Raw genomic sequence first — 22181 nt, forward strand, 5'->3', positions numbered from 1 at the left:
GTCGGACGTCGCGTGGCTCTTGATGCGGCTCTTGATCTCGGGGTCCCCGTATGACGCGGCGGGCGGGTGGAGGAAAGCCCGAAGGGTGGCCGCAGGGATGCGGCCAGTTTTTCGACAGGACAGGGATGTCCTGTCGAAAAACCCCGGAGCCCGACCGCGCACCTGGAGGGCGCAGCCCGGAAGGCGCGTCATCCGGGGGGCCCTTCTCTTTGGTTACTTTCTCTTGGGCAAGCAAGAGAAAGTAACCCGGCCTTCCCAAAAAGGGGACTAGCTTTGCGTCGCCGGCAGGAGGTCGGAAGCCCGCGGCAGGCGGGCCAGGTCGCTGTATCGCGACAACTAAAGACCGAGGCTCTGGATGACCAGCCTTTGGCTGTTGAAAAGCGCTTCCGGCCTACGCCGGAATGACGAGCGAAAGAAGACTGCGGCACCTCCAAACAACGAGGCAGGGTTGGCCCCTCACCCCAACCCTCTCCCCGGCGGGGAGGGGGAGCGAAAGGCCTCAGCTCTCCATCCCCTCGTAATACCCCCGCATCGCCTGCAGATAGGCGTCCAGATTGCGCCCCTCCACACTGTCGAAGCGCTCACCCGTAATCGAACACCCATGAATGCGATCCGGGCGAAAATTGCGGAAGCCCACGCGCAACCGACACCAGCTGCCCAAGGTCCACGCACCACCCCAGAACGCCAGACACAACGGCTCAACCTCGCGCGTACTGGTACGGCCAGCTTCATCGCTGTATTCCAGCCGCAGCACCTGGTTATCCGTGATGGCCGCGTTGAGACGGTCAATCAACGCGGCGAAATCGGTCTTGGTCTGGTCACGCCAGATCGGCGCATAGATGCGCGTACGCGTGGAGCGCTCGCGCAACTCGGCAGGCAGGACGGCTTCGATCTTCAGCAGCGCGGCCTGCGCGCTCTCCGCCAGTTTCTGCCCGGCGAAGGCACGCACGAAGCGCGTGCCGACCACCAGCGATTCGAGTTCGTCGGCGGTGAACATCAGCGGCGGGATGTCCGAACCTTTGCGCAGCACGTAACCGACACCGGCTTCTCCCTCGATGGGCACGCCGGAGAGCTGCAGGTCAGCCACATCGCGGTAAACGGTGCGCAACGACACACCGAGTGTGCCCGCAAGCTGACGCGCCTGCAGCGCGGTCCGGCGACCCCGCAAGGCGTGGATGATGAGGAACAACCGGTCGGCGCGACGCATCCGTGGATGATGGCGGAGCGGCGCGCCCGGGAACAGCGCCGGGAGTCATGGTTTGCCTGGCCGCTCACCTCAGAGCCACTCGGCACGCTCTCAACAAACGCCATGACAACCGGCCGGCCATACGCCTTCACGCCGCCTGCGCTTCCGCCAAGGCCGCGTCCAGCGCCATCGCGCGCTGCATGGCCGGCCGGGACATCACGCGAGCCACATAGGCGCCGATCACCGGCACCTCGGGGATGAGCTTGAACATCGTCATCCAGTTCAATGCGCAGCCCCACAGCACATCCACCGCGCTGAAGCGTTCGCCCAACATGTAGGGGCCACGCTCCAGCTGCGCCACCAGCGTGGCGAACATGGTGTCCCAGTCGCCATAGGGACACGTGGATGGCGGCACCGCGTCGCGCTTCAGCGCGCGGTCCACCGCGGCCGGTTCGAAGCACGAGCCGTAGAACACCATCCAGCGCAGGTACGGCCCACGCAGCGGATCGTCCAGGCCAGGCGCCAACCCCTTATCCACGTACAGATCGGCGAGATAGAGATAGACGGCCGGTTGCTCGGTGACCAGTTCGCCGCGATGCCAGATGGCCGGAACCTTGCCCATCGGATTGACCGCCGTGTACGGCGTTTCACGCTGCTCGTTCTTGCGCAGGTTGAGCACGTGCATGTCGTATTCGACGCCCAGTTCTTCCAGCAGGGCGCGGGCGCCGCCGGAGCGGCTATTGGGTGCGTGGTAGAAGGTGACGCGTGGAGTGGTCATGGCACGTTCCTCGCTGCGAGAGAGCTTGGCGTCGAGATCAGAGATAGCTGGTGATGGCGGGCGCGTTCCACCAGTTGTTGTCGCGCCCATCGGAATAGCGGACAGGTGCGGCGGCCCATTCCTCGTCGCTCACGTCGTCCAGGCAGACCACGTTGACCGCCACGAACTCGCCGCCGATTTGTTCCACATAGCCGCGATGGAACGAATGCGTGCCGCAATGGCGACAGAACAGGTTGTGCGTGCTGTCGGTGCCGAAGCGGTAATCGACCAGCGCGTCCTCGCCGCTCACCACGCGAAACGTCTTGAGGTCGGCCCTCGCGCTCCAGAAGCGCAACTTGCGACAGATGGAGCAGTTGCAGCGTCCGGTGCCCGCGGACAGATCCAGGTCCGCTTCGTAGCGAACGGCGCCGCAGTGACAACTGCCGTGATAGGTGCGGGTCATGCGCGCGCTCCTCGCAGTCGGCGCGGCGTCAGCGATGCGCGCTCGGCGGTGACCTGCTTGCTGACCTCCTCTTTCTTGCCGTTCGCCGTTTCCGGTGTGGTTACCGGAAAGCGGTATTGGCCATCCATCAACAGCCCGCGCAGGTACAAGGGCCGGTATGCCATCAGGATCTTTCCGATCGACAGTGCCATGACATTCTCCTCGTCGTGTTCGCTCAGGCCGCCACGGCGGTGGCGGCGTCGCCCGCGCACCACGGCGGCGGCAGGGCGTGCTTGAACAAGCGGTACCAATGTTCGCGATCGCTCGGGTTGTAGAGGTCGAGCGTGCGGATCACTTCGCGGGCAAATTCCACGCTGCCCAGCTGGCTGGCGGTGATGACGCCCTCGTCGCTCACGGCGAGCGCGTTGGCGTCGTACTGCTCGGCGCCGGCATAAGCGGGCACATGCGTGCCGATGTGGCCCGGCCAGCTGCCGGTATGACGGCAGGCATCGAGCAGCCCGGCCCGGGCCAGCACCAGCACACCACTATCGACGGCCGCCACCGGCGCGCCTGCCGCGTGCACGCGCCCCACGGCCTGCACCGCCTCGTCGCCATCGCCGTGTTCCCACAGATAGCCGCCCGGGACGATCAGCAATGCCGCGCGCCGCAGGTCCAGCTCATCCAGGGTGAGCTCGGGCACCACGCGCAGGCCGGCCATGGAAAGCACCGGCTGCATGGAAAAACCCACCGTCTTCAACTGCCAGTCGCCCGGCCGACGGATTTCACAGAGCGCATGCGCCGCATGCCAGTCCGCAAAACCGTCGAACGCCAGGAAATACACCGTATCGCGCATGAGAGTCCCTCCTTATGACGGAGGCCAGTGTGGCTACCCCCTGCTGCCAACGTGTTGTCAGTAGGGGAGCCGCCGTGTAACCACCTGTGGGAGCGCACCCTGTGCGCGACAGGCGCCCGAGCGCCCCGCGAAGACCGGTTCTCGCCAGGCGCTCGGGCGCCTGTCGCGCACAGGGTGCGCTCCCACAGGGAGGGGGCCGACGCTCGTGGCGGTGGCTTGTCCGAAAAGGTTTTCAGGACGGATAGATGAACCCACTGGTCATACTTTGAGCTGACAAGTGTCGGCATCAACCGGGACAATAGGGGTCCCTTTGCTTGCGGGTTCGCCATGAAGTCCATTTCGCTCATCCAGTTCCTGATCGAGGAACGCCGCGCCGGCCGCATGAACGCCGAGCTGTCCCTGCTGATCGAAGTGGTCGCCCGTGCCTGCAAGCGCATCGCGGTGGCCACCAACAAGGGCGCCCTTGGCGGCGTGCTGGGCGAGGCGGGCACCGGCAACATCCAGGGTGAGGCGCAGAAGAAGCTCGATGTGATCTCCAACGAGATCCTGCTCGAAGCGAACGCCTGGGGTGGCCAGCTCGCCGCGTGCGCCTCTGAGGAAATGGAAGATCCGCAGCCGATCCCCGACATGTATCCGAAGGGCCATCACCTGCTGCTGTTCGATCCCCTCGACGGCAGCTCCAACATCGACGTGAACATTTCCGTCGGCACGATCTTCTCGGTGCTGCGTTGTCCCGACGGCATCACCGAACCCAAGGCCGAGCACTTCCTGCAGGAAGGCACCACCCAGCTGGCCGCCGGTTACGTGGTGTACGGCCCGGCCACGGTGCTGGTGATCACCTTTGGCCACGGCACGCACGAGTTCACGCTCGATCGCGAAGTGGGCAGCTTCATCCTGAGCCGTCGCAATATCCGCATCCCGGAAGAGACCGCCGAGTTCGCCATCAACATGTCCAACCAGCGTCATTGGGAAGCGCCGATGCAGCGTTACATCGGGGAGCTGCTGGCCGGCACGGAAGGCCCCCGCGCCAAGGATTTCAACATGCGCTGGGTCGCCTCGATGGTGGCCGACGTGCATCGCATCATCACCCGCGGCGGCGTGTTCTTCTATCCGCTGGACGCCAAGATCAAGTCCAAGGGCGGCAAGCTGCGCCTGATGTACGAAGCCAACCCGATGGCCTTCATCGTCGAGCAGGCCGGCGGCGCCGCCACCACTGGCCGCGAACGCATCATGGGGTTGCAGCCCACCGGCCTGCACCAGCGCGTGCCGGTGTTCCTCGGTTCGAAGAAAGAAGTGGAAGTGGCCACGCACTACCACGTCGAGGCAGACGCCGCAGGCTAAAGGCCGTCCCCCTTTGACGCTCGTCATCCCGGTACAAGCCGGGATGACGAGCAGTTTGCTGACCGTTGCACAACGTGCGCCGCAACCTGCCATCGTGCCGCCCTCTGGCGGTCGTACACTCGCTCGCCAGTGACCGGCCTGCCGAAGGATCAGCAGGCCGAACCTTCCTCTACGAGCCGCCCGCGCCCATCGACATGACGTCCACCCGCTTGTTTCGCCCTGTCCTGCCCCTGCTTGCCAGCCTGGTGCTGTGCGCCTGCTTCGGCAGCACCAAGCCCACGCCGCCGCCTGCGCCGATCGCGCCGCCTCCGGTGGTGAAGCTGCGTATTGGCCTGGCCCTGGGCGGCGGTGCGGCCAAGGGCTTTGCGCACATCGGCGTGATCAAGATGCTGGAGGCCAACGGCATTCGCCCCGATGTGGTGGCCGGCACCAGCGCAGGCAGCGTGGTCGGCGCGCTTTATGCGAGCGGCATGGACCCGTTCCAGCTGCAGGAGACCGCCATTGCGCTGGACCAGGCCAGCCTGCGCGACGTGCGTCTGTTTTCCGGCGGCGTGGTGCAGGGGCAGAAACTGCAGGACTACGTGAACGCCCAGGTGAAGAACCGTCCGCTGGACAAGCTCAACGTGCCGTTCGCGGTGGTGGCGACGCAACTGGAAACCGGTCAGCGCACGGTGTTCGTGCGTGGCAATACCGGCCAGGCCGTGCGTGCTTCCAGCAGCGTGCCCGGCGTATTCGAGCCGGTGGACATCAGCGGCAAGCATTACGTGGATGGCGGCGTGGTCAGTCCGGTGCCGGTGGATGCCGCGCGTCAGCTGGGTGCCGACGTGGTGATCGCGGTGGATATTTCCAGCAAGGCCAACGGCAGCAACCCGCAGGGCATGCTCAATATTGTCGGCCAGTCCATCAGCATCATGGGCCAGAAGCTCGGCGAGCAGGAGCTGGCGCGCGCAGACATCGTGATCCGGCCCAAGGTGAATCAGATCGGCGCGGCGGACTTCGAGCAGAAGGACCAGGCCATCATGGAAGGCGAGCGCGCCGCGCTGGCGGCCATGCCTGCGATCAAGGCGAAGATTGCTGCGATCCAGGTGGCGCGCCAGCAAGCGGCCAGCGTCGTGGCAACGCCGGTAACGCACTAACCCACAGCAGTTTCTCGCCTGGCTGTCCAGACGGCCATCTGGATGATTGGCCCAACGGACAGCTGCGCGCTAGTTTGCGCGCGGGGACAACCAGGGGGTTCCATGGGCGCGTGCAGCCAGTGCGGCAAGTCGATCCTGTTCGGTGGCCGACGACTCGATGGGCGACGCTATTGCAGCGCTGCCTGCGCCCGTTCCCATCCGCTGCACCTTGCTGCCGACCAGGTGCCACTGGACATCCTGCAGCGCCAGGTGAGCGAGTGGCGCCAATCGCGCTGCCCACGTTGCAAGCGACAGGACGCTGCCATCGACGTATACGAACACCACCGCGTGCATTCGCTGCTGCTGATGACGCAGTGGAGCACACGACGCAGTGTGTGCTGTCGTCGCTGCGGTCGACGCGACCAGCTGCTGAGCACGCTCTACTGCCTGGGGCTGGGCTGGTGGGGCTTTCCGTGGGGTCTGCTGATGACGCCGGTGCAGATCGTTCGCAACATCTTGGGCCTGTGCCAAGGCGAGCCGGCGCGGCCAACGACCGCCTTTGAACACGTCGTGCGGCGGCAGATCGCCAGGCACTATTTCGAGGCCCAGGGCGCGCTGCCGTCGTTCTCCGCGCACCGCTGAGCGACTTGGCGGCGCGCGGCCTGGCCTGCTAGCGTGTGGTAATCCCCATCGCAATCCAGGCGCCCGCCATGCAACACCCTGCCCGTCTGCTGCTGCCCCTGTTGGTGGCGGCTTTTGTTCCCGGCCTCCATGCGGCGACCCGCACCGACCCGCGCATCGAACAATTGCTCACCGACCTCGGCAAGACGCGCGCCATCAGCGCCGTACAGCTGTCGCCCGATGGCAACCAGCTCGCCTGGGTGGTGCGCACGGACGGCAAGGATGCCATCGAGGTGGCCAAAGCCGACGGCAGCGACGCGCATCGCGTGGGCATCGCCAAGCGTGGCGATTGCAATGAGACAGATCCCGCCTGGGCGCCCGATTCGCATCATCTGGCCTTTCTTTCCAATTGCGCCAACGGCGGCAAGCAGAAAGATCTGCTGGTGGTCGACATGCAGGCCAAGGAGTCGCCTAAACATATGGCCTCGCTGCCCGGCGTGGCGCAGGACCTGAGCTGGGCCCCTGACGGCAAGTCGCTCGGCTTCCTTTACGTGCCCAACGGCACGCGTCGTGCCAGCGCGGTGTATGCCGCCAAGCCGGCCTCGGGCGAGATCGGTGTGGATGGCATGGAAGTGCAGCGCGTGGCGACGGTGGATGCCGCCGGCGGCAACGTGCGCCTGCTTACACCGGAAAGTACCTACGCGTATGAATTTGCGTGGTCGCCGGACAGCCAGCGCATCGTCTTCACCGGTGCGCCGCCGCCGGGCGACAACAACTGGTGGCTGGCCAAACTGTATGTGCAGAACGCGCAGGTCGATGCGAAGGCCACGGCGATTCTCGATCCGGCGACCGCGAAGGGTTCACTGCACGGCCTGCAGATGGCATTGCCGCAGTGGTCGCCCGATGCTCAGCGCATCGTCTTCATCGGCGGCCTGATGAGCGACCAGGGTTCCACCGGCGGTGATCTCTACGCGGTCTCTGCCAGCGGCGGCGATGCGATCAATCTCACGCCCAACACGCGCGTGACGCCGGCGTGGTTCACCTGGTCCGGCACGCAGCAGTTGCTCGTCGCACAGGTCAGCAATGGCCAGAGCCAGGTGGCCGAGTACGCCATCGATGCGGCCAGGGCGGCGCAAACGCGTCTGCTCTTCACGCTGCCGGCGACGATCGGCGACGGCAGTGCGGAGATGGCGCTATCGCTGTCCGCCAATCGCAACAGACTCGCCTTCGTGCAGAGCTCGTACACCGAGGCTCCCGAAGTGCACGCAGGCGCCTTGGGCGACACCCCGCCGCCCGCCGTCACCCAGTTCAATGCTGCACTCAAGCCGCAATGGGGCAAGGCCGAATCGGTGGAATGGGATATCGAAGGCCGCCACGTGCAGGGCTGGCTGCTGTATCCCGCCAATTACGATGCGAAGAAGTCCTACCCGATGATCGTCACCGTGCACGGGGGTCCGTCGAGCGCGGTGATTCCGCGCTGGCCGCGCATGGGTTTTGCGGGCGAGCCGTTCTCGGCGCTGGGGTACTTTGTCTTCATGCCCAATCCGCGCGGCAGCTTTGGCCAGGGCGAGGCGTACGTACAGGCCAATCGCAAGGACTTCGGCCACGGCGATCTGCGCGACATTCTCGCCGGCATCGACACGATCGAAAAGAAGCTTCCCGTCGACGACAAGCGCCTTGGCCTCACCGGCTGGAGCTACGGCGGTTTCATGAGCATGTTCATCCCCACCCAGACGACGCGCTTCCGCGCGGTGGTGGCGGGCGCAGGCATCGCCAACTGGCAGAGCTATTACGGCCAGAACCTGATCGACCAGTGGATGATCCCGTTCTTCGGCGCCTCCGTTTACGACGATCCGCAGGTGTACGCGAAGAGTTCGGCGATCAACTTCATCAAGCAGACCAAGTCGCCCACGCTGATCGTGGTGGGCGACCGCGATGCCGAGTGTCCGGCGCCGCAGTCGTTCGAATACTGGCATGCGTTGCGCGCGCAGGGCGTGCCGACCTCGCTGGTGGTGTATCCCAATGAAGGCCATCACTTTGTGGATCCGGAGCATCAGCGCGATGTGTTGCAGCGCGCCTTGCTGTGGTTCGAGAAATATCTGCCGGCGTCGAACTGAGTCTGGCCGCACCACCGAAAGCCTGAGCCGCCGATGTCCGCATCGGCGGCTTTTTTGTGCCCCTGCCATCCGGCCTATTGAATTTGGTCAAAGTGTATTGTTGTATTAATACACATGGATGCCTCGATGTTCGCCATACAACCCACCTCGGCCGAACCGATCTACCGGCAGATCGTGGAGCAGCTGCGCCGACTGATCGCCGGCGGCCAGCTGGTGACCGGCGACCTGCTGCCCTCCGTTCGCGATGTCGCAGGATTTCACGCGATCAACCCGATGACGGTATCGCGCGCCTACGGCATGGCCGAGACGGAAGGTTTGCTGGAGCGCCTGCGCGGCAAGGGCATGGCGGTGGCCGCGACCACGCGCAGCACGGCCACGCAGGCGCAACGCATGGCGTTGCTGGAGGCCCAATTGCAGGCACTCGCGCGCCATGCGCGTGAGCTTGAATTGCCGGGCGATGCCGTACTGCGCCGGCTTGGCAAGCTGCTGGACGAATGAGATTGGCAGGGAGGGGCACACCGCCCCTCGCATCGCCGGCGGCACCGCGCCGCACGGTTAAACAAGCGTCTGACGTGAGGGTAGTCCGATGAATGCCGCACTGCGATCCATCAACGACAATGCCGCCGCACCGCTGGCTGTGCGCGGTCTCTCGCATGGCTACGAGGATGGCCAGGTGTTGTCCAACATTGACCTGGCGATTGCACCGGGCAGCGTGTTGGGCCTGATCGGGCGCAATGGCGCCGGCAAGTCCACGTTGATCCGCGCCATGCTTGGCCTGCTGCAGCCGCATGCCGGCGAATGCACCGTGTTTGGTGAGGCGGCGCTCAAGCTGTCCGATCACAGCAAGGCGCGCATCGCCTATGTGCCCCAACAGCCGGATGCCCTGGCGTGGCTGAGCGCACGCCAGATGCTCGACTACGTGGGCCGCTTCTATCCCACCTGGGATGCAGCCTATGCGAAAAGCACGCTTGAGCGCTGGCTGATTTCGCCGAACAAGCTGCTGGGTAAACTGTCGCCAGGCGAGCGCCAGCGTGTCGACCTGATCCGCGCACTCGCCTCCCGGCCCGAGTTGCTCGTGCTGGACGAACCGGCTGCCGCACTCGATCCCGTGGCGCGCCGCGACCTGCTGCGTGAGATTGCATTGCGCGCGGGCGAAGCCGGCACCACGGTGCTGTTTTCCACCCACATCGTGTCCGACCTGGAACGCGTCGCCTCGGAGATCGCCTTTCTGCACGAAGGCAAACTGCTGCTGCATTGTGGCGTGGACGAAACCAAGGAACGCTTCGCACGTCTGTGGCTGCCAGCGGCGATGTCTGCGGCTGCACCGACCCAGGTGTTCGGGCGTCATCGTCATGAAGATGGCAGCGTGAGCCTGGTGGTGGAGCGCGATGCCCACGGCCGCTGGCCCGAGGCCTCGTCCTTGCCGGGCGCGCGCGTCGATGCGCTCGGCCTCGAAGATCTTTTCGTGGAGATCGCGGGATGACTGCCCATGGCATGTTGATCGCACCGTGGTATGCCATGCGCCAGACGACGCGCTGGATCGTGCTGGCGATCAGTGTGCTGCTGGCTGCGGGCGCCAGCGCGTTTGCCCTGTTCGGCCTGCACGGCGCGGAACGCGTTTACTGGGCGCCGGTCACCGGCATGCTGGTGGCCACGGGCGTGTTCATGCTGACCCTGTTTGGGCTGTCGCCCTGTCTGCTGCTGGCCATCGACGGCAGGAAGATGCGTTTGCCCTGCGTCGAACGCGAGGCGTCCGGTGCCGTGCTGCTATACGGTGTGTTGCTGGTGATCGTGCCCAGCGTGGTCATCGGCAGTCTGGGCGGCTACACCTGGAACGTGATGGCTGCGCTGGCCGCCGCCGTGACGGCAGGGCTCGCCATGGCGCTGCTGCCGCGCGTCTTCAGCTTCTTCATCTGGTTGTTGCCTGCGGTATTCAACATGCTGCAGCCCGTGTTCCATCTGCCGCGCCCCGCCGAGCCTGGATTTCCCCTATTGGGCGGCACCATCGCCCTGGTCTTCGCCTTGATCGCGCTGGGATGCTGGCGCCGCGTGGCACACTCCGACCAGCCTTACGGCGGCATGGGGGCGCCGATGATGATGCAGTTCGGTGCAGCCTCGCGCGGTGGCTGGGGCAGCTGGGGCGGCGCCGGCATGGACGCCAGCACCCTGATCCGTCGCAACCCGGCATGGCTGCAGCCGCGTGTCGAGCTGCGCCAAAGCGGCCCGGCGCACCCCGTGACCAGCCTGCGCATCGGACTCGGCGGCGTGTTTGCGCCGCTCACTACGGGTGGGCGTGCGATGCAGCTGAGCATCGTGCTCGGCGCCTCGCTGATCTTTGTGCTGCAGCTTGGCGTGCAGGCCGTACAACGCCATCCGGGCCACTTCAGCGAAAGCTTCGTTCATACCGGTCTGGTTGGCATGCTGATGTGGGGCGTTGGTTTCGGCGGCAGCATGATCGCGCTGCTGCCGATCGCCCAGCTGGTTCAGCGCTGGATGAAACAGAACGCCGAATTGCCACTGCTCGCGCTGATGCCAGGACTCGGCGATGCCGCCCACGTGAAGCGTCGCCTGCTGTGCGCCTCGCTGCTGCCGCCGCTGGCTGCCCTGGGTGCGCTGATGGTGTTGGCGCTGGTGCTGGCGACGTTGCTGCACGCGAGTGCCATCGGCACCTGCGCGCTGATGCTTACGCTATGCGGCGCGATGGCCTTCGTCTCCGCCTTCGTGGTGTCCGTCCTGGGCGGGCGCCCACTGGGTCGCTGGCCAAGCATCGGTCTGTGTCTGTTCGGCTATGTGCTGTTCTCGGTCAGCATCATGGTTCCCCTGCTGAGCTCCGGCGACCAGGTCCATGGCTACGTCACCTGGTTCGTGGGTGCGTGGGGTGTGCTGCTGGCCCTGCTCGCATGGCTGGCGCTACGCGGGTGGCGTGGCCTCGCACGACGGCCGCATCCATTTCTTGCCAACTCCGTCTGACGCGAGCCCTCAACGAACGACAGCGCGTCAGAACAACTGACCCTGCGGTGACGGTTTGCGCGGCGGCACGAACTTGGTCGTGTCCAGCTGCAACTCGCGGGCGCGGCCAAAGCCGTGCTTGCGGCACGCCACGTCGAAGCGGCGGCGGATAAGGTCGGCAAACACGCCCTGCCCGCGCATGCGCGTGGTGAAGTCGCTGTCGTAGTCACGGCCGCCGTGCATCTGCTGCACCAGGCTCATGACATGCGCTGCACGCTGCGGCACGTGCAGCGCCAGCCATTCGCGGAACAGCGCCTTCAGTTCGTACGGCAGGCGCAGCGTGGTGTAGCCCGCACAGGTCGCTCCGGCATCGGCCGCCTGCTGCAGCACGGCTTCCATATCGCGATCGTTGAGCGCCGGAATGATCGGCGCGACCAGCACACCCACCGGGATGCCTGCGTCGCGCAAAGTGCGCACGGCCTGGATGCGCCGGTGCGGCGCGCTGGCGCGCGGTTCGAGTTTGGCGGCCAGATGGTTGTCCAGCGAGTTGATCGACACGAACACCTGCACCAGGTTGTCGCGCGCCATCGGCGCGAGGATGTCGATATCGCGCTCGACCATCGCGTTCTTCGTGACGATGGTGCACGGATGCCGGCACTCGGCCAGTACCTCCAACGCAGCGCGCGTGAGTTTCCAGCGCCGCTCGATGGGCTGATACGGATCGGTGTTGCTGCCGATATTGATCGGGCTCACCGTATAGGACGGCCGGGCCAACTCATGGCGCAGCACCTCGGCGAGATTGCTCTTGGCACGCAGCTTGGTTTCGAAATCGAGCCCGGGCGAGAGGTTGAGATAGCTGTGCGACGGACGGGCGAAGCAATAGATGCAGCCGTGCTCGCAGCCGCGATACGGATTCAAGGCCTGGTTGAAATGGATGTCCGGCGAATCGTTGCGCGTGATGACGCTGCGCGCGCGTTCTTCGGTGACCTCGGTGCGCGGTCGCGGCGCCTGCTCGTCGAGCACCAGGCTTTGCCAGCCGTCGTCCTCGGCGTGGTGGCGGATCGACTCGAAGCGGCCTTCCGGATTGGAGGCGGCGCCTCGGCCCTTGAACGCGTGGGGAGGGAGAAAGGATTCGGCCATGCCGGCAGTTTGCACCCGCAGGGTCTCAGGTGGCGCGACATCTCCGGGGCCTGCGGTCGCGCACCAGTGCGCTCCTAGAAGGGTGCCAGCTGGGTTCGCAGTGCCTCGCCCATGGCCTCCAGGGGATAGTGGTTCAGTTGGTCGGACATCTCGGTGAACACCGGCGCGGAGATGGTCCAGCCCATGGGGATGGGATAGTTGCCCGGACACAGGCGGAAGTGCCACAGCATGTCGCCACGCGATGGATCGGCGGCGTCGGGCCGTAGCGCGTTCAACAACTGTACGCGGGCGTAGTCGCCGCGGGCGCTGCGGGTATCGAGCAGGGCGTCGAGTGGGGCAGTCGCCTCGCCACGGACATGCGCAGGCATGGCGCCGGGTACGGCCTGACATGCCGTGGAATAGAACGGCAGCGGCGCTCTGGCGTCGTGTTGCTCGACGAAATCGCTCATCAGCGGATCGTTGCTGATGTGAATCACGATGAAGCGCATCGACACGCCATGCTGCCTGGCCTTGCTGCGAAGCAGGCGCATCAGTTCAAGCAGGGTGGTGGTGCCTGAGTTTTCGAAGTAACCGCCATCTACCAGCTGCATGCGATTGGGCACGGGCGGATTGGCCAGATGCGCTTCGAGGGTGCCGGCCGGGCTCACATAGGTGAAGCGCGCGCTGTTGAGCACGACTTCGCTCAGCGGCACGCGTGGGTCGAGCCAGCTCGAACCATCGAAGCCCGCGGTCCACGGCTGGCGCTGGGGTGTGGCCATCGGCTGGAACGGATGCTGGATAAAGCGCTTGCCTTCGGCCACCGTGGTGCTGTTGAGGAAGAGCGCCGGCAACGATGGCGTGACCTGCGGCCCTTCGTAGAGGCCTGAAAACGGTTGCTCAAAGGCGGGCATGCCTTGCTTGCGGGCAGCCGATTCCCAGGCACGGGTCAGCGCTCGGGCGCGATCGTCCAGCCACGCGCCGGGCAACCAGCGTTGGGTGAAGTCGACAAAGAATGTGTTGGCCAGGGTCGGCGCGAGAAAATCGTGGCTCAGCATGCGCTGTGCGCGTGGTTCCAACGCTGAGGTATCCAGCGGATGGGGTTGCGCCAGCGCACTCACATAGACGGCCAGACCAAGACTGCCACCGGAGACGCCGCTGGCTGCAAAGAGATAGCGCGCGAACAGTGGCTCATTGATTGCCGGCTGTCCCTGTTGCGTGATCGCGGTAAGACGGCTCAGCACCTGCGCCGTCCACGCAGCGCCGCGGATGCCGCCACCTTCGGCAGATACAAGGATGACCGGGCACGGATCGTGGCCGGCGCAGCGGTCCTTGATCCACGCATCGGCATAGGCATCGAAGCTCGGCCGTGAATCCGGCGGCTGCATGGCCGGGCGCTCATGCGTGGTCATGCCGGGATACTGCCGCACCTGGTGGTTGTCGTTCAGATGCAGCCAATGCAGCGAAGCGCTGACCAGCAGCAGGATGGTCAGCAGCGGCACGCCGCGCCGGTCACCAATCATGCATAACAGGCCGCCGCTGTAGCAGAGGAAAGTGGCGGACAGCAGCAGGATGGCCAACGGCCCCATGCCGTCGAGCAATTCGGGCATGAATGCGATCAGCACCGTGGCCAGCACGTTGAGCGTCACCACCACGACATACATGACCACGGCAAACGTACCGAGATCACGCACGCGCCAGACGCGTTTCTCATCGCGCGGACGCGCATGCGGCGTGGTCAGTCGCGGCATGCGCCGGGTCAAGGTGCTCCAGAGCCGACGGCGCGTGGTGAAGAACACGATGAGGAAGGCCGCCTCCGCCAGCAATCCCAGCGCCCGCCAGCTGCGTTGCGCACAGTGCTCGGTAATGCCGCACGGCCCATGCGGAAGTTTGACCAACGCCAGCACATAGCCAAGGCACACCAGCAACGGAACCAATGCGCCGAGCAGCCGCGGCAACCAGTCCCGCAGGAAAGCCGCGCGTTCGTCCTGCAGGGCGGGCCAGCGTGGATAGCGCAGACGATAGGCCTGACGTGCCGCATGCCACATGGCCAGACCGGCCAGCGCGCTGCAGAGCAGCAGGGCGAGATAGCGCGCCACGCTGGGATCGGTCCACAGGGCGATCAGGAACAGTTCCGCAGCCTGATCGACGCCGATCGCGACCATCACCGCCACGGCGAGCACCAGCAGCGACACGCGCACGGGCTTGAGATGGTCGAGCACCAGGGCGGTCCAGCCGAGCAGTTGGCGCCAGCGGCGGCGGATGGTCGGCCGTCGGGAAGACGTTGCACGTTCGATGTCGGGCATGCGGCTTCCTCCATCTTCCGTGGGTCGCGGCAAGCATAGTAGGCTGCTACGTTGCCCCCACCCGTGACGGCCTTCGCATGCACGGTTCGGCGACGTCGCCGACTCGATGCTGAAGGGAAGATCTTGCGTCACGCCTGGGCGACACGTCGCTGTGGATACTTCGCGCACTGCTTCAGGGCAAGGAGTATGCGATGACCGTCGAAGGCCTGCTCGTCTTCCTGTTGATCGGCGCCATTGCCGGCTGGCTGGCCGGGCTGATCGTGCGCGGCTTTGGTTTTGGAGTGCTCGGCAACATCGTGGTCGGCATCATCGGGGCGTTCTTCGCCGGATGGCTGTTGCCGCGGCTTGGGGTGCACTTCGCCGTGGTGAGCCCGTTCGTCAACAGCGTCCTGCATGCGTTGATCGGCGCCGTGGTATTGCTGGCCATTGTCGGCGTCATACGCAGCGTCTGATTCGCGCAAACGAAAAGGCGCGACGGTTGCCCGTCGCGCCTTCTGGTTGATACGAGCGGGACTCAGCTACGGATATCCACGTCCTTGGTCTCGCGCAGGAACAGCAAGCCGATGAAGAACGTGGCGATCGCCACGATGATCGGATACCACAGGCCGTAGTAGATATCGCCCTTCCATGCGACCAGCATGAAGCCGATGGTCGGCACGAAACCGCCGAACCAGCCGTTGCCGATGTGGTAGGGCAAACTCATCGAGGTGTAGCGGATGCGGGTGGGGAACATCTCCACCAGCCATGCCGCAATCGGGCCATACACCATGGTCACGTAGAACACGAGGATGGCCAGCAACACGATCAGCATCGGGTAGTTGCTCTTCGCCGGATCGGCCTTCTCCGGGTAGCCTGCCTCCTTCAGCGCACCGGTAAGCTGCGCGCCGAAGGCCTTGTTCTGGTCGGCAAATGCCTTGCTGTCGAGCGCGCCGCCTTCGAACGAGGAGATCGTGCGGTCGCCGATCTTGACCTCGGCAATGCTGCCGGGCTCGGCGGCTATGTTGGAGTAGGGAATACCCTTTTTCGCCAGCGCGCTCTTGGCCACATCGCACGAGCTGGTGAATTTCGCCTTGCCCACCGGATCGAACTGGAAGCTGCAGCCGTTGGGATCAGCCACCACTTTCACTGGCGAGGTGGCGGCCGCCGCTTCGATGGCTGGGTTGCCGAAATGCGTAAGCCCCTTGAAGATCGGGAAGTAGGTGAGCGCGGCGAGCAGGCAACCGGCAAGCACGATGGTCTTGCGACCAATGCGATCCGATAGCCATCCAAAAAACACGAAGAACGGCGTGCCGATGGCAAGACCCGCAGCGATCAGCAGATTGGCCGTGGTGCCGTCGATCTTCAGGCTCTGGGTGAGGAAATACAGCGCATAGAACTGACCCGTGTACCACACCACCGCCTGGCCGGCCGTGGCGCCGAGCAGTGCGAGTATCACCAGCTTGAGGTTTTTCCACTGGCCAAAGGCTTCGGTCAGCGGCGCCTTGGACTGTTTGCCCTCGGCCTTCATCTGCTGGAACACCGGCGACTCGCTCAGCTGCAGTCGGATGTACACCGACACGATCAGCAGCAACAGCGAGATGCCGAACGGAACGCGCCATCCCCAGTCGTCGAACTTCTCGGTGCCCAGCCACAGGCGCAGGCCGAGGATCACCAGCAGCGAGAGGAACAGACCGAACGTTGCGGTGATCTGGATGAAACTGGTGTACAGGCCACGCTTGCCTTGCGGTGCATGCTCGGCCACATAGGTCGCCGCACCGCCGTATTCGCCGCCGAGGGCCAGGCCCTGCAACAGTCGCAGCGTGATGAGGATCACCGGTGCGGCCACGCCGATGGTCGAGTAATTAGGCAGCACGCCGACCAGGAAGGTCGACAGGCCCATGATGACGATGGTGATGAGGAAGGTGTACTTGCGACCGATCATGTCGCCCAGGCGACCGAATACGATCGCGCCGAACGGACGCACCGCGAAGCCGGCTGCAAACGCCAGCAATGCAAAGATGAATTGGCTGGTTTCGTTGAGACCGCTGAAAAAGTGCTTGCCGATGAGCGCGGCGAGCGAACCGTAGAGGTAGAAGTCGTACCACTCGAACACGGTGCCCAGGCTGGAAGCCAGGATGACGCGGCGGTGGCCGGTGTCGAGCGATCCCCGCATGTCGACGGCGGTCGTAGCCATGATGTAGCCCTCTGTTGTGACGCCCCATCGAATCGATGGATGGTGGTTTCAGGGTGCAACTCGCTGGAGCGGCGTTGGCCACTCGCTGCGTCGTTCTCTACTCGTCCGGTTCGGGCGCCTCCCGTCGCCCCACCCGGCGGTGGCGATGGCAACGCCTGGACGTTGCCACCGTCGCTTCCTCAGAACTTGTACATGCCGCTGAAGCTCACCTGGTTGCCGTTGACGGTCTGGCTCGAGGGCGAATTCTTCAGCTGGTAACGCAAGTTGTCGTAGATCCACTCCACCCCAAGCTCGTAGTTACCCGAGGCATATTGCAGGCTCAAGGCAGACATGTTGTTGCGCAGCAGGCCCACGCCCGGTGCAGCCGCCGTGCCGGGTGCAGTCCAGGCCATCACGTCTTCGCGGTTGGGACGCGCGGCCGCATAGAAGGCGTTGACGCTCCACTTGGGTGTGAAGTTGTAGCCGGCCTGCACGAAGCCGCCCGACTCCTTGATGTTGCCGAACTGGGACATCGCACCAAAGATCTCGCCCAGCGCCTTGCCGGTATAGATCAGGCCTTTCAGGGTCCACGGACCGGGCTTCCACTGGCCGCCCAGGTCGTAGCCAATGCTGTTGAGCGTGTCACGCGGCGGCTTGGGCACGATATCGCCCACGCCATGCAGATCGATTTCGGAGTAATGCGCCGTGAGGTAGCCCAGCCAGTCCTTGCCCTGCGCATGCAGGCGCGCTTCCACCTGCGGCTTGAAATGCGCCGCGCCGCCGTTGAGATAGTTGACGGTTGCGGTGCCAGCGGGGTTCTGCGGGCCGCTCCAGTTGCCCTCGAGCACGGCGAAGTCGAAGCGCCACTTCACGCCGTCGGTGCCGTGGTTGAGGTCCTGCATCACGATCACGCCAGGATAGCGCCAACCCACGATGCCCGAGCCGTAGCCCAGCGGGAAGGCGATATGCGAGAGCGAGGTCGGCGTGTTTTCCAGCGGGAACATCAGATCCCACATCTGGCCGATGCGCACCGTGGTGCCCCAGGTGGGGTTGTTGATGTCCATATAGGCCTGGCGCAGGCGCGGAATCGGCTGCTGCTGCGCGTATGCACCGGTGCCGTTGTTGCCGCCGAAGAAGTCCATCTCGAGGCGGCCGCTGCCATTCCAGTTGTCGTTCAACTTGGCGCCGGTGAAATCCAGCCAGAAGCGGGTGTTGCGCACGTCCGCGCCGCTGAGCGATCCGGTATAGCCGTTCGCCTTGTTGGCGGCGGTCGGCGGCGCGGGAATTTCCGCGTTCTGGCCGTTGCCGTAGTTGATGAAGGTGCGGTCCTGGCCAAACACGGTGGCATCGATAAAGCCATGCAGCGCCACCGTCAGCCCCGGCGCGGTGGTGAACTGCGGCTTGGGCGCCGCTTCGACCTTGGTGGAGGTCGCCTGCGCCGTGGTCTGCGCTTGCGTGGCGGCCACCTGCGCCTGCTGCGCGGTTTGCGTGGCCTGCGTGGTGGCGGCCTTCTGTTCCTGGATCATGGCCTTCAGTTCGGCCAGTTGCTGTTCCAGCTGGTTCACGCGCTGCTCGAGTTGTTGTTCGCGCGTACTGCCTTTGCTCGTGGTGGTGCTCTGCGCATGGGCTGCCAGCGGCAGGCTCAGCGCGCAGGCGATGCTTAGCGCCAGCGCGGCATGGCGGCGGGCGGTGGTGGGCAATGTCATGGCAGGCCTCCCCAGGTCGATGACCACCCGAGCATGTCCATGCTGCATTGCGGACGCCTATTCACCATTGGTCGAACCTCGACCAAAGTCGAAAGTGGGGCGAAACGTATCGATCACCGGCCAGCCGGTACACTCGGTCGTTATCGCCGACAGTGGGTTGCTGCGGCGACATTCAACGCATGAGGAGGCCGGCTGGGCCGGCCGCAGGAGCCCCACGATGACCAAGCTCTACCCCGTCAAACCCGATTTCGCTGCCAAGGCGCGCATCCGCAAGGACGATTACCAGCGGCTCTATGCCGAGTCGGTGAAGGATCCGGAGGGTTTCTGGGGCAAGGTCGGCCAGCGCCTGCAGTGGACCAAGACGCCCACCAAGATCAAGAACGTCTCGTTCGACCCCAGGGATCTGCACATCCGCTGGTACGAGGACGGCGAGCTGAACGTCTCGGCCAATTGCCTGGACCGCCACCTGGCCGAGCGCGGCGACAAGACCGCCATCATCTTCGAGGGCGACGACCCGAATGAGTCGCGCCACATTACTTACAAGGAACTGCACGCCGAGGTGTGCAAGTTCGCCAACACGCTCAAGCACCTTGGGGTGGCCAAGGGCGATCGCGTGGCCATCTATATGCCGATGATCCCCGAGGCAGCCGTGGCCATGCTGGCCTGCGCGCGCATCGGCGCGATCCATTCGGTGGTGTTTGGCGGCTTCTCGCCGGACTCGCTGGCCGGCCGCATCGCCGACTCCGCCTGCAAGGTCGTCATCACCGCCGATGAAGGCGTGCGCGGCGGCAAGAAGATTCCGCTCAAGACCAACGTGGACGCCGCGCTCGAACGCCCCGGCACCAACAGCGTGGAGACCGTGATCGTGGTGCGCCGTACCGGCAGCGCCGTGCCCATGCAGTCGCCGCGCGACCGCTACTACCACACGCTGATGGAAGGCCAGTCGGCTGATTGTCCGCCGACGCCGGTGGAAGCGGAGCACCCGCTGTTCATCCTCTACACCTCCGGCTCCACCGGCAAACCCAAGGGCGTGCTGCACACCTCGGGCGGGTACCTGGTCTATGCCGGTTACACACACGAGCTGGTGTTCGACCTGCGCGAAGACGATGTCTACTGGTGCACCGCCGACGTGGGCTGGGTCACCGGCCACAGTTACGTGGTCTACGGGCCGCTCTCCAACGGCGCCACCACGCTGATGTTCGACGGTGTGCCCAACTACCCCGACACCAGCCGCTTCTGGAACGTGGTGGACAAGCACAAGGTCACCTCGTTCTACACCGCTCCCACCGCCATCCGCGCACTGATGCGCGAAGGCGAAGGCCCGGTGAAGAAGGCTTCGCGTGCGTCGCTGCGCTTGCTGGGTTCCGTGGGCGAGCCGATCAATCCCGAAGCCTGGGAGTGGTACTACCGCGTGGTCGGCGACGAGCGCTGCCCCATCGTGGATACCTGGTGGCAGACCGAAACCGGCGGCATCCTGATCACGCCGCTGGCCGGCGCGATCGACGCCAAGCCGGGTTCGGCCACGCTACCGTTCTTCGGCATCAAGCCCGCCATCGTCGATGCCAGCGGTGCCGTGCTGGAAGGCGCGACCGAGGGCAACCTGGTGATCACCGATTCCTGGCCGGGCCAGATGCGCACGGTCTACGGCGATCACCAGCGTTTCATCGATACGTATTTCAGCGCCTATCCGGGCAACTACTTCACCGGCGACGGCGTGCGTCGCGACGAAGACGGCTACTACTGGATCACCGGTCGCGTCGACGACGTGATCAACGTGAGCGGCCATCGCATCGGCACCGCCGAAGTGGAGAGCGCGCTGGTGGCGCATCCGAAGGTGGCTGAGGCCGCCGTGGTGGGCGCGCCACACGACATCAAGGGCCAGGGCATCTACGCCTTCGTCACCCTGGTTGCCGGTGAGCAGGGCAGCGACGAGCTGCGCAAAGAACTGGTCGCCTGGGTGCGCAAGGAGATCGGGCCTATCGCCACGCCGGATTTCCTTCAGTGGGCGCCGGGACTGCCGAAGACACGCTCGGGCAAGATCATGCGCCGCATCCTGCGCAAGATCGGCGAGAACCAACCCGACCAGCTCGGCGATATCTCCACGCTGGCCGATCCCGGCGTAGTGAAAAACCTGGTGGACGAACGCCTCATCAAATAAACACGCACTTGTAGGAGCGCACTCGTGCGCGACCGCAGCGACCCGATGTTCCCCATGAATGATCGTCGCGGTCGCGTCACCCGTCTCGATGCTGTTCCGGCCTCGAGGCACTTGATCGCGCACAAGTGCGCTCCTACAAAGTGAAGCAGGGAATCCATGCCTGACGTACTGATTGCCGACGATCACCCGCTGTTTCGCGACGCCCTGCAACGCGCCGTCGTGGCGGCCGTTCCCAATGCCAACGTACACAGCGCGGACAGCGTGTACACGCTGCTTGGCCTGATCGAGCAGTATCCCGACGCCGAGTTGCTCCTGCTCGACCTGCACATGCCCGGTGCGCGCGGCTATTCCGCACTGGCGCATATACGCGGGCAAAATCCTGGCCTGCCGACCATCGTCGTGTCAGGGCATGAAGATGTGCAGGTGGCGCGACGCGCACTCGCCCATGGCGCATCGGCCTATATTCCAAAGTCGACACCGGGCGAGGACATCATCACCGCCATCCGCAAGGTGCTCGATGGCGATGTGTGGCTGCCGCACCAGCTTGTCGGCGGCGGCACGGCGCTCAAGCCTGACGAAGCCGCCGTCGCCGATCGCGTCGCCACCCTGACGCCGCAACAGTTCCGCGTGCTCACGATGATCGCCGAAGGCCTGCTCAACAAGCAGATCGCCTACGACCTCGGCGTATCCGAAGCCACAGTGAAAGCGCACATGACCGCCATCATGCGCAAACTCGGCGTCAACAACCGCACCCAGGTCGCGCTGGCTGCAAGCCATCTGGCGATCGACCAGGAAGCGATGCCGTCGTTGCCTGCGGATGAGGAAGGTTGATTGGCGGCATCGTGGTGCGAGGAAGCTGCAAACAGGCGTCCGCCGCGATTGGGCAGCCTTTGCGGCCTTCAGACGTCCAACCATTGCGCCAATACCTCCCAAGACAACACCCAGCCGTAACCCATCTGTAGGAGCGCACCCTGTGCGCGACAAACCTGCACAGCGGTACATCCCAACGCCGCGGTCGCGCACAAGTGCGCTCCTACAAGGGGTTTCGCACGCWGTAGCGGYAATTCAATTCTGCGATCGCTATTTGTGGGAGCGCACCCTGTGCGCGACAAACCTACGGAGCGGTACATCCCAACGCCGCGGTCGCGCACAAGTGCGCTCCTACAAGGGGTTTCGCACGCTGTAGCGGYAATTCAATTCTGCGATCGCAATTTGTGGGAGCGCACCCTGTGCGCAACAAAACTACGGAGCGGTACACCCCAGCGTGGCTGTCGCGCACAGGGTGCGCTCCCACAGACAAGCAGCCGCAGCAGAGGAAAGGAGCGATGCCTAAGCCGATGCGCAGCGAGGCCCGGCTTTAAG

Annotated in this window: 19 protein-coding genes; 10 read left to right on the plus strand and 9 right to left on the minus strand. The window is 64.9% G+C overall.

Annotation, left to right across the window (positions count from 1 at the left end):
• Positions 1–499: 499 nt before the first annotated feature.
• The 5 genes from AC1DKY_RS00460 to AC1DKY_RS00480 all read right to left on the minus strand — a co-directional run bounded on the left by AC1DKY_RS00460 (position 500) and on the right by AC1DKY_RS00480 (position 3238).
• Entirely contained in the window at positions 500–1207 is a 708-nt protein-coding gene (locus AC1DKY_RS00460; protein ID WP_441601791.1) for a helix-turn-helix transcriptional regulator, read from the minus strand.
• Between the two features lie 127 nt (positions 1208–1334).
• Positions 1335–1964 carry a glutathione S-transferase family protein gene (locus tag AC1DKY_RS00465; protein WP_441601792.1) on the minus strand — a complete coding sequence of 210 codons (630 nt, stop codon included), beginning with the start codon at positions 1962–1964 and terminating at the stop codon, positions 1335–1337.
• A gap of 37 nt (positions 1965–2001) precedes the next feature.
• Positions 2002–2406, minus strand: coding sequence for a GFA family protein (locus tag AC1DKY_RS00470; protein WP_441601793.1), 405 nt, complete (start codon positions 2404–2406; stop codon positions 2002–2004).
• Positions 2403–2597, minus strand: a complete 195-nt coding sequence (locus AC1DKY_RS00475) for a hypothetical protein (protein ID WP_441601794.1) — start codon at positions 2595–2597, stop codon at positions 2403–2405. The genes AC1DKY_RS00470 and AC1DKY_RS00475 overlap by 4 nt, the downstream gene beginning before the upstream one ends.
• A 23-nt stretch (positions 2598–2620) precedes the next feature.
• A complete protein-coding gene (locus AC1DKY_RS00480; RefSeq protein ID WP_441601795.1) occupies positions 2621–3238 on the minus strand; it encodes a DJ-1/PfpI family protein in 618 nt (205 codons plus the stop codon).
• A gap of 327 nt (positions 3239–3565) precedes the next feature.
• On the opposite strand from AC1DKY_RS00480, the gene AC1DKY_RS00485 reads away from it, so the two are divergent.
• The 7 genes from AC1DKY_RS00485 to AC1DKY_RS00515 all read left to right on the plus strand — a co-directional run bounded on the left by AC1DKY_RS00485 (position 3566) and on the right by AC1DKY_RS00515 (position 11402).
• Entirely contained in the window at positions 3566–4579 is a 1014-nt protein-coding gene (locus tag AC1DKY_RS00485) for a class 1 fructose-bisphosphatase (protein WP_441601796.1), read from the plus strand.
• A 194-nt stretch (positions 4580–4773) separates the two neighbouring features.
• Complete coding sequence (locus AC1DKY_RS00490; protein ID WP_441601797.1) at positions 4774–5715, plus strand: patatin-like phospholipase family protein; 942 nt, start codon at positions 4774–4776, stop codon at positions 5713–5715.
• Between the two features lie 102 nt (positions 5716–5817).
• A complete protein-coding gene (locus tag AC1DKY_RS00495; RefSeq protein WP_441601798.1) occupies positions 5818–6336 on the plus strand; it encodes a hypothetical protein in 519 nt (172 codons plus the stop codon).
• Positions 6337–6404: 68 nt separating this feature from the next.
• Positions 6405–8432, plus strand: coding sequence for a S9 family peptidase (locus tag AC1DKY_RS00500; RefSeq protein WP_441601799.1), 2028 nt, complete (start codon positions 6405–6407; stop codon positions 8430–8432).
• A gap of 114 nt (positions 8433–8546) precedes the next feature.
• Positions 8547–8930, plus strand: coding sequence for a GntR family transcriptional regulator (locus AC1DKY_RS00505; RefSeq protein ID WP_441601800.1), 384 nt, complete (start codon positions 8547–8549; stop codon positions 8928–8930).
• Between the two features lie 88 nt (positions 8931–9018).
• On the plus strand, positions 9019–9915 hold the full coding sequence (locus AC1DKY_RS00510) for an ABC transporter ATP-binding protein (RefSeq protein ID WP_441601801.1): 897 nt from the start codon (positions 9019–9021) through the stop codon (positions 9913–9915).
• Positions 9912–11402 (plus strand): hypothetical protein, encoded by a 1491-nt coding sequence (locus AC1DKY_RS00515; RefSeq protein ID WP_441601802.1) that lies wholly within the window; start codon positions 9912–9914, stop codon positions 11400–11402. The genes AC1DKY_RS00510 and AC1DKY_RS00515 overlap by 4 nt, the downstream gene beginning before the upstream one ends.
• Positions 11403–11429: 27 nt before the next feature.
• On the opposite strand, the gene AC1DKY_RS00520 is transcribed toward AC1DKY_RS00515, so the two are convergent.
• Both AC1DKY_RS00520 and AC1DKY_RS00525 read right to left on the minus strand, forming a co-directional pair.
• A complete protein-coding gene (locus tag AC1DKY_RS00520; RefSeq protein ID WP_441601803.1) occupies positions 11430–12521 on the minus strand; it encodes a PA0069 family radical SAM protein in 1092 nt (363 codons plus the stop codon).
• Between the two features lie 74 nt (positions 12522–12595).
• The gene (locus AC1DKY_RS00525; protein WP_441601804.1) at positions 12596–14803 is read right to left on the minus strand and encodes a hypothetical protein; all 2208 of its coding nucleotides are present in this window, start codon (positions 14801–14803) and stop codon (positions 12596–12598) included.
• Between the two features lie 191 nt (positions 14804–14994).
• Between AC1DKY_RS00525 and AC1DKY_RS00530 the strand changes: the two genes are divergently transcribed.
• A complete protein-coding gene (locus AC1DKY_RS00530; RefSeq protein ID WP_441601805.1) occupies positions 14995–15255 on the plus strand; it encodes a GlsB/YeaQ/YmgE family stress response membrane protein in 261 nt (86 codons plus the stop codon).
• A 62-nt stretch (positions 15256–15317) separates the two neighbouring features.
• On the opposite strand, the gene AC1DKY_RS00535 is transcribed toward AC1DKY_RS00530, so the two are convergent.
• Both AC1DKY_RS00535 and AC1DKY_RS00540 read right to left on the minus strand, forming a co-directional pair.
• The gene (locus AC1DKY_RS00535; protein ID WP_441601806.1) at positions 15318–16976 is read right to left on the minus strand and encodes an MFS transporter; all 1659 of its coding nucleotides are present in this window, start codon (positions 16974–16976) and stop codon (positions 15318–15320) included.
• A gap of 179 nt (positions 16977–17155) precedes the next feature.
• Positions 17156–18661, minus strand: a complete 1506-nt coding sequence (locus AC1DKY_RS00540) for a hypothetical protein (RefSeq protein WP_441601807.1) — start codon at positions 18659–18661, stop codon at positions 17156–17158.
• Between the two features lie 217 nt (positions 18662–18878).
• Between AC1DKY_RS00540 and acs the strand changes: the two genes are divergently transcribed.
• Both acs and AC1DKY_RS00550 read left to right on the plus strand, forming a co-directional pair.
• Complete coding sequence (acs, locus tag AC1DKY_RS00545) at positions 18879–20819, plus strand: acetate--CoA ligase (RefSeq protein ID WP_441601808.1); 1941 nt, start codon at positions 18879–18881, stop codon at positions 20817–20819.
• A gap of 156 nt (positions 20820–20975) precedes the next feature.
• On the plus strand, positions 20976–21650 hold the full coding sequence (locus tag AC1DKY_RS00550; protein ID WP_441601809.1) for a response regulator transcription factor: 675 nt from the start codon (positions 20976–20978) through the stop codon (positions 21648–21650).
• The last annotated feature ends 531 nt before the right edge of the window (positions 21651–22181 follow it).

This window comes from Dyella sp. 01N448 (genome assembly GCF_056399225.1).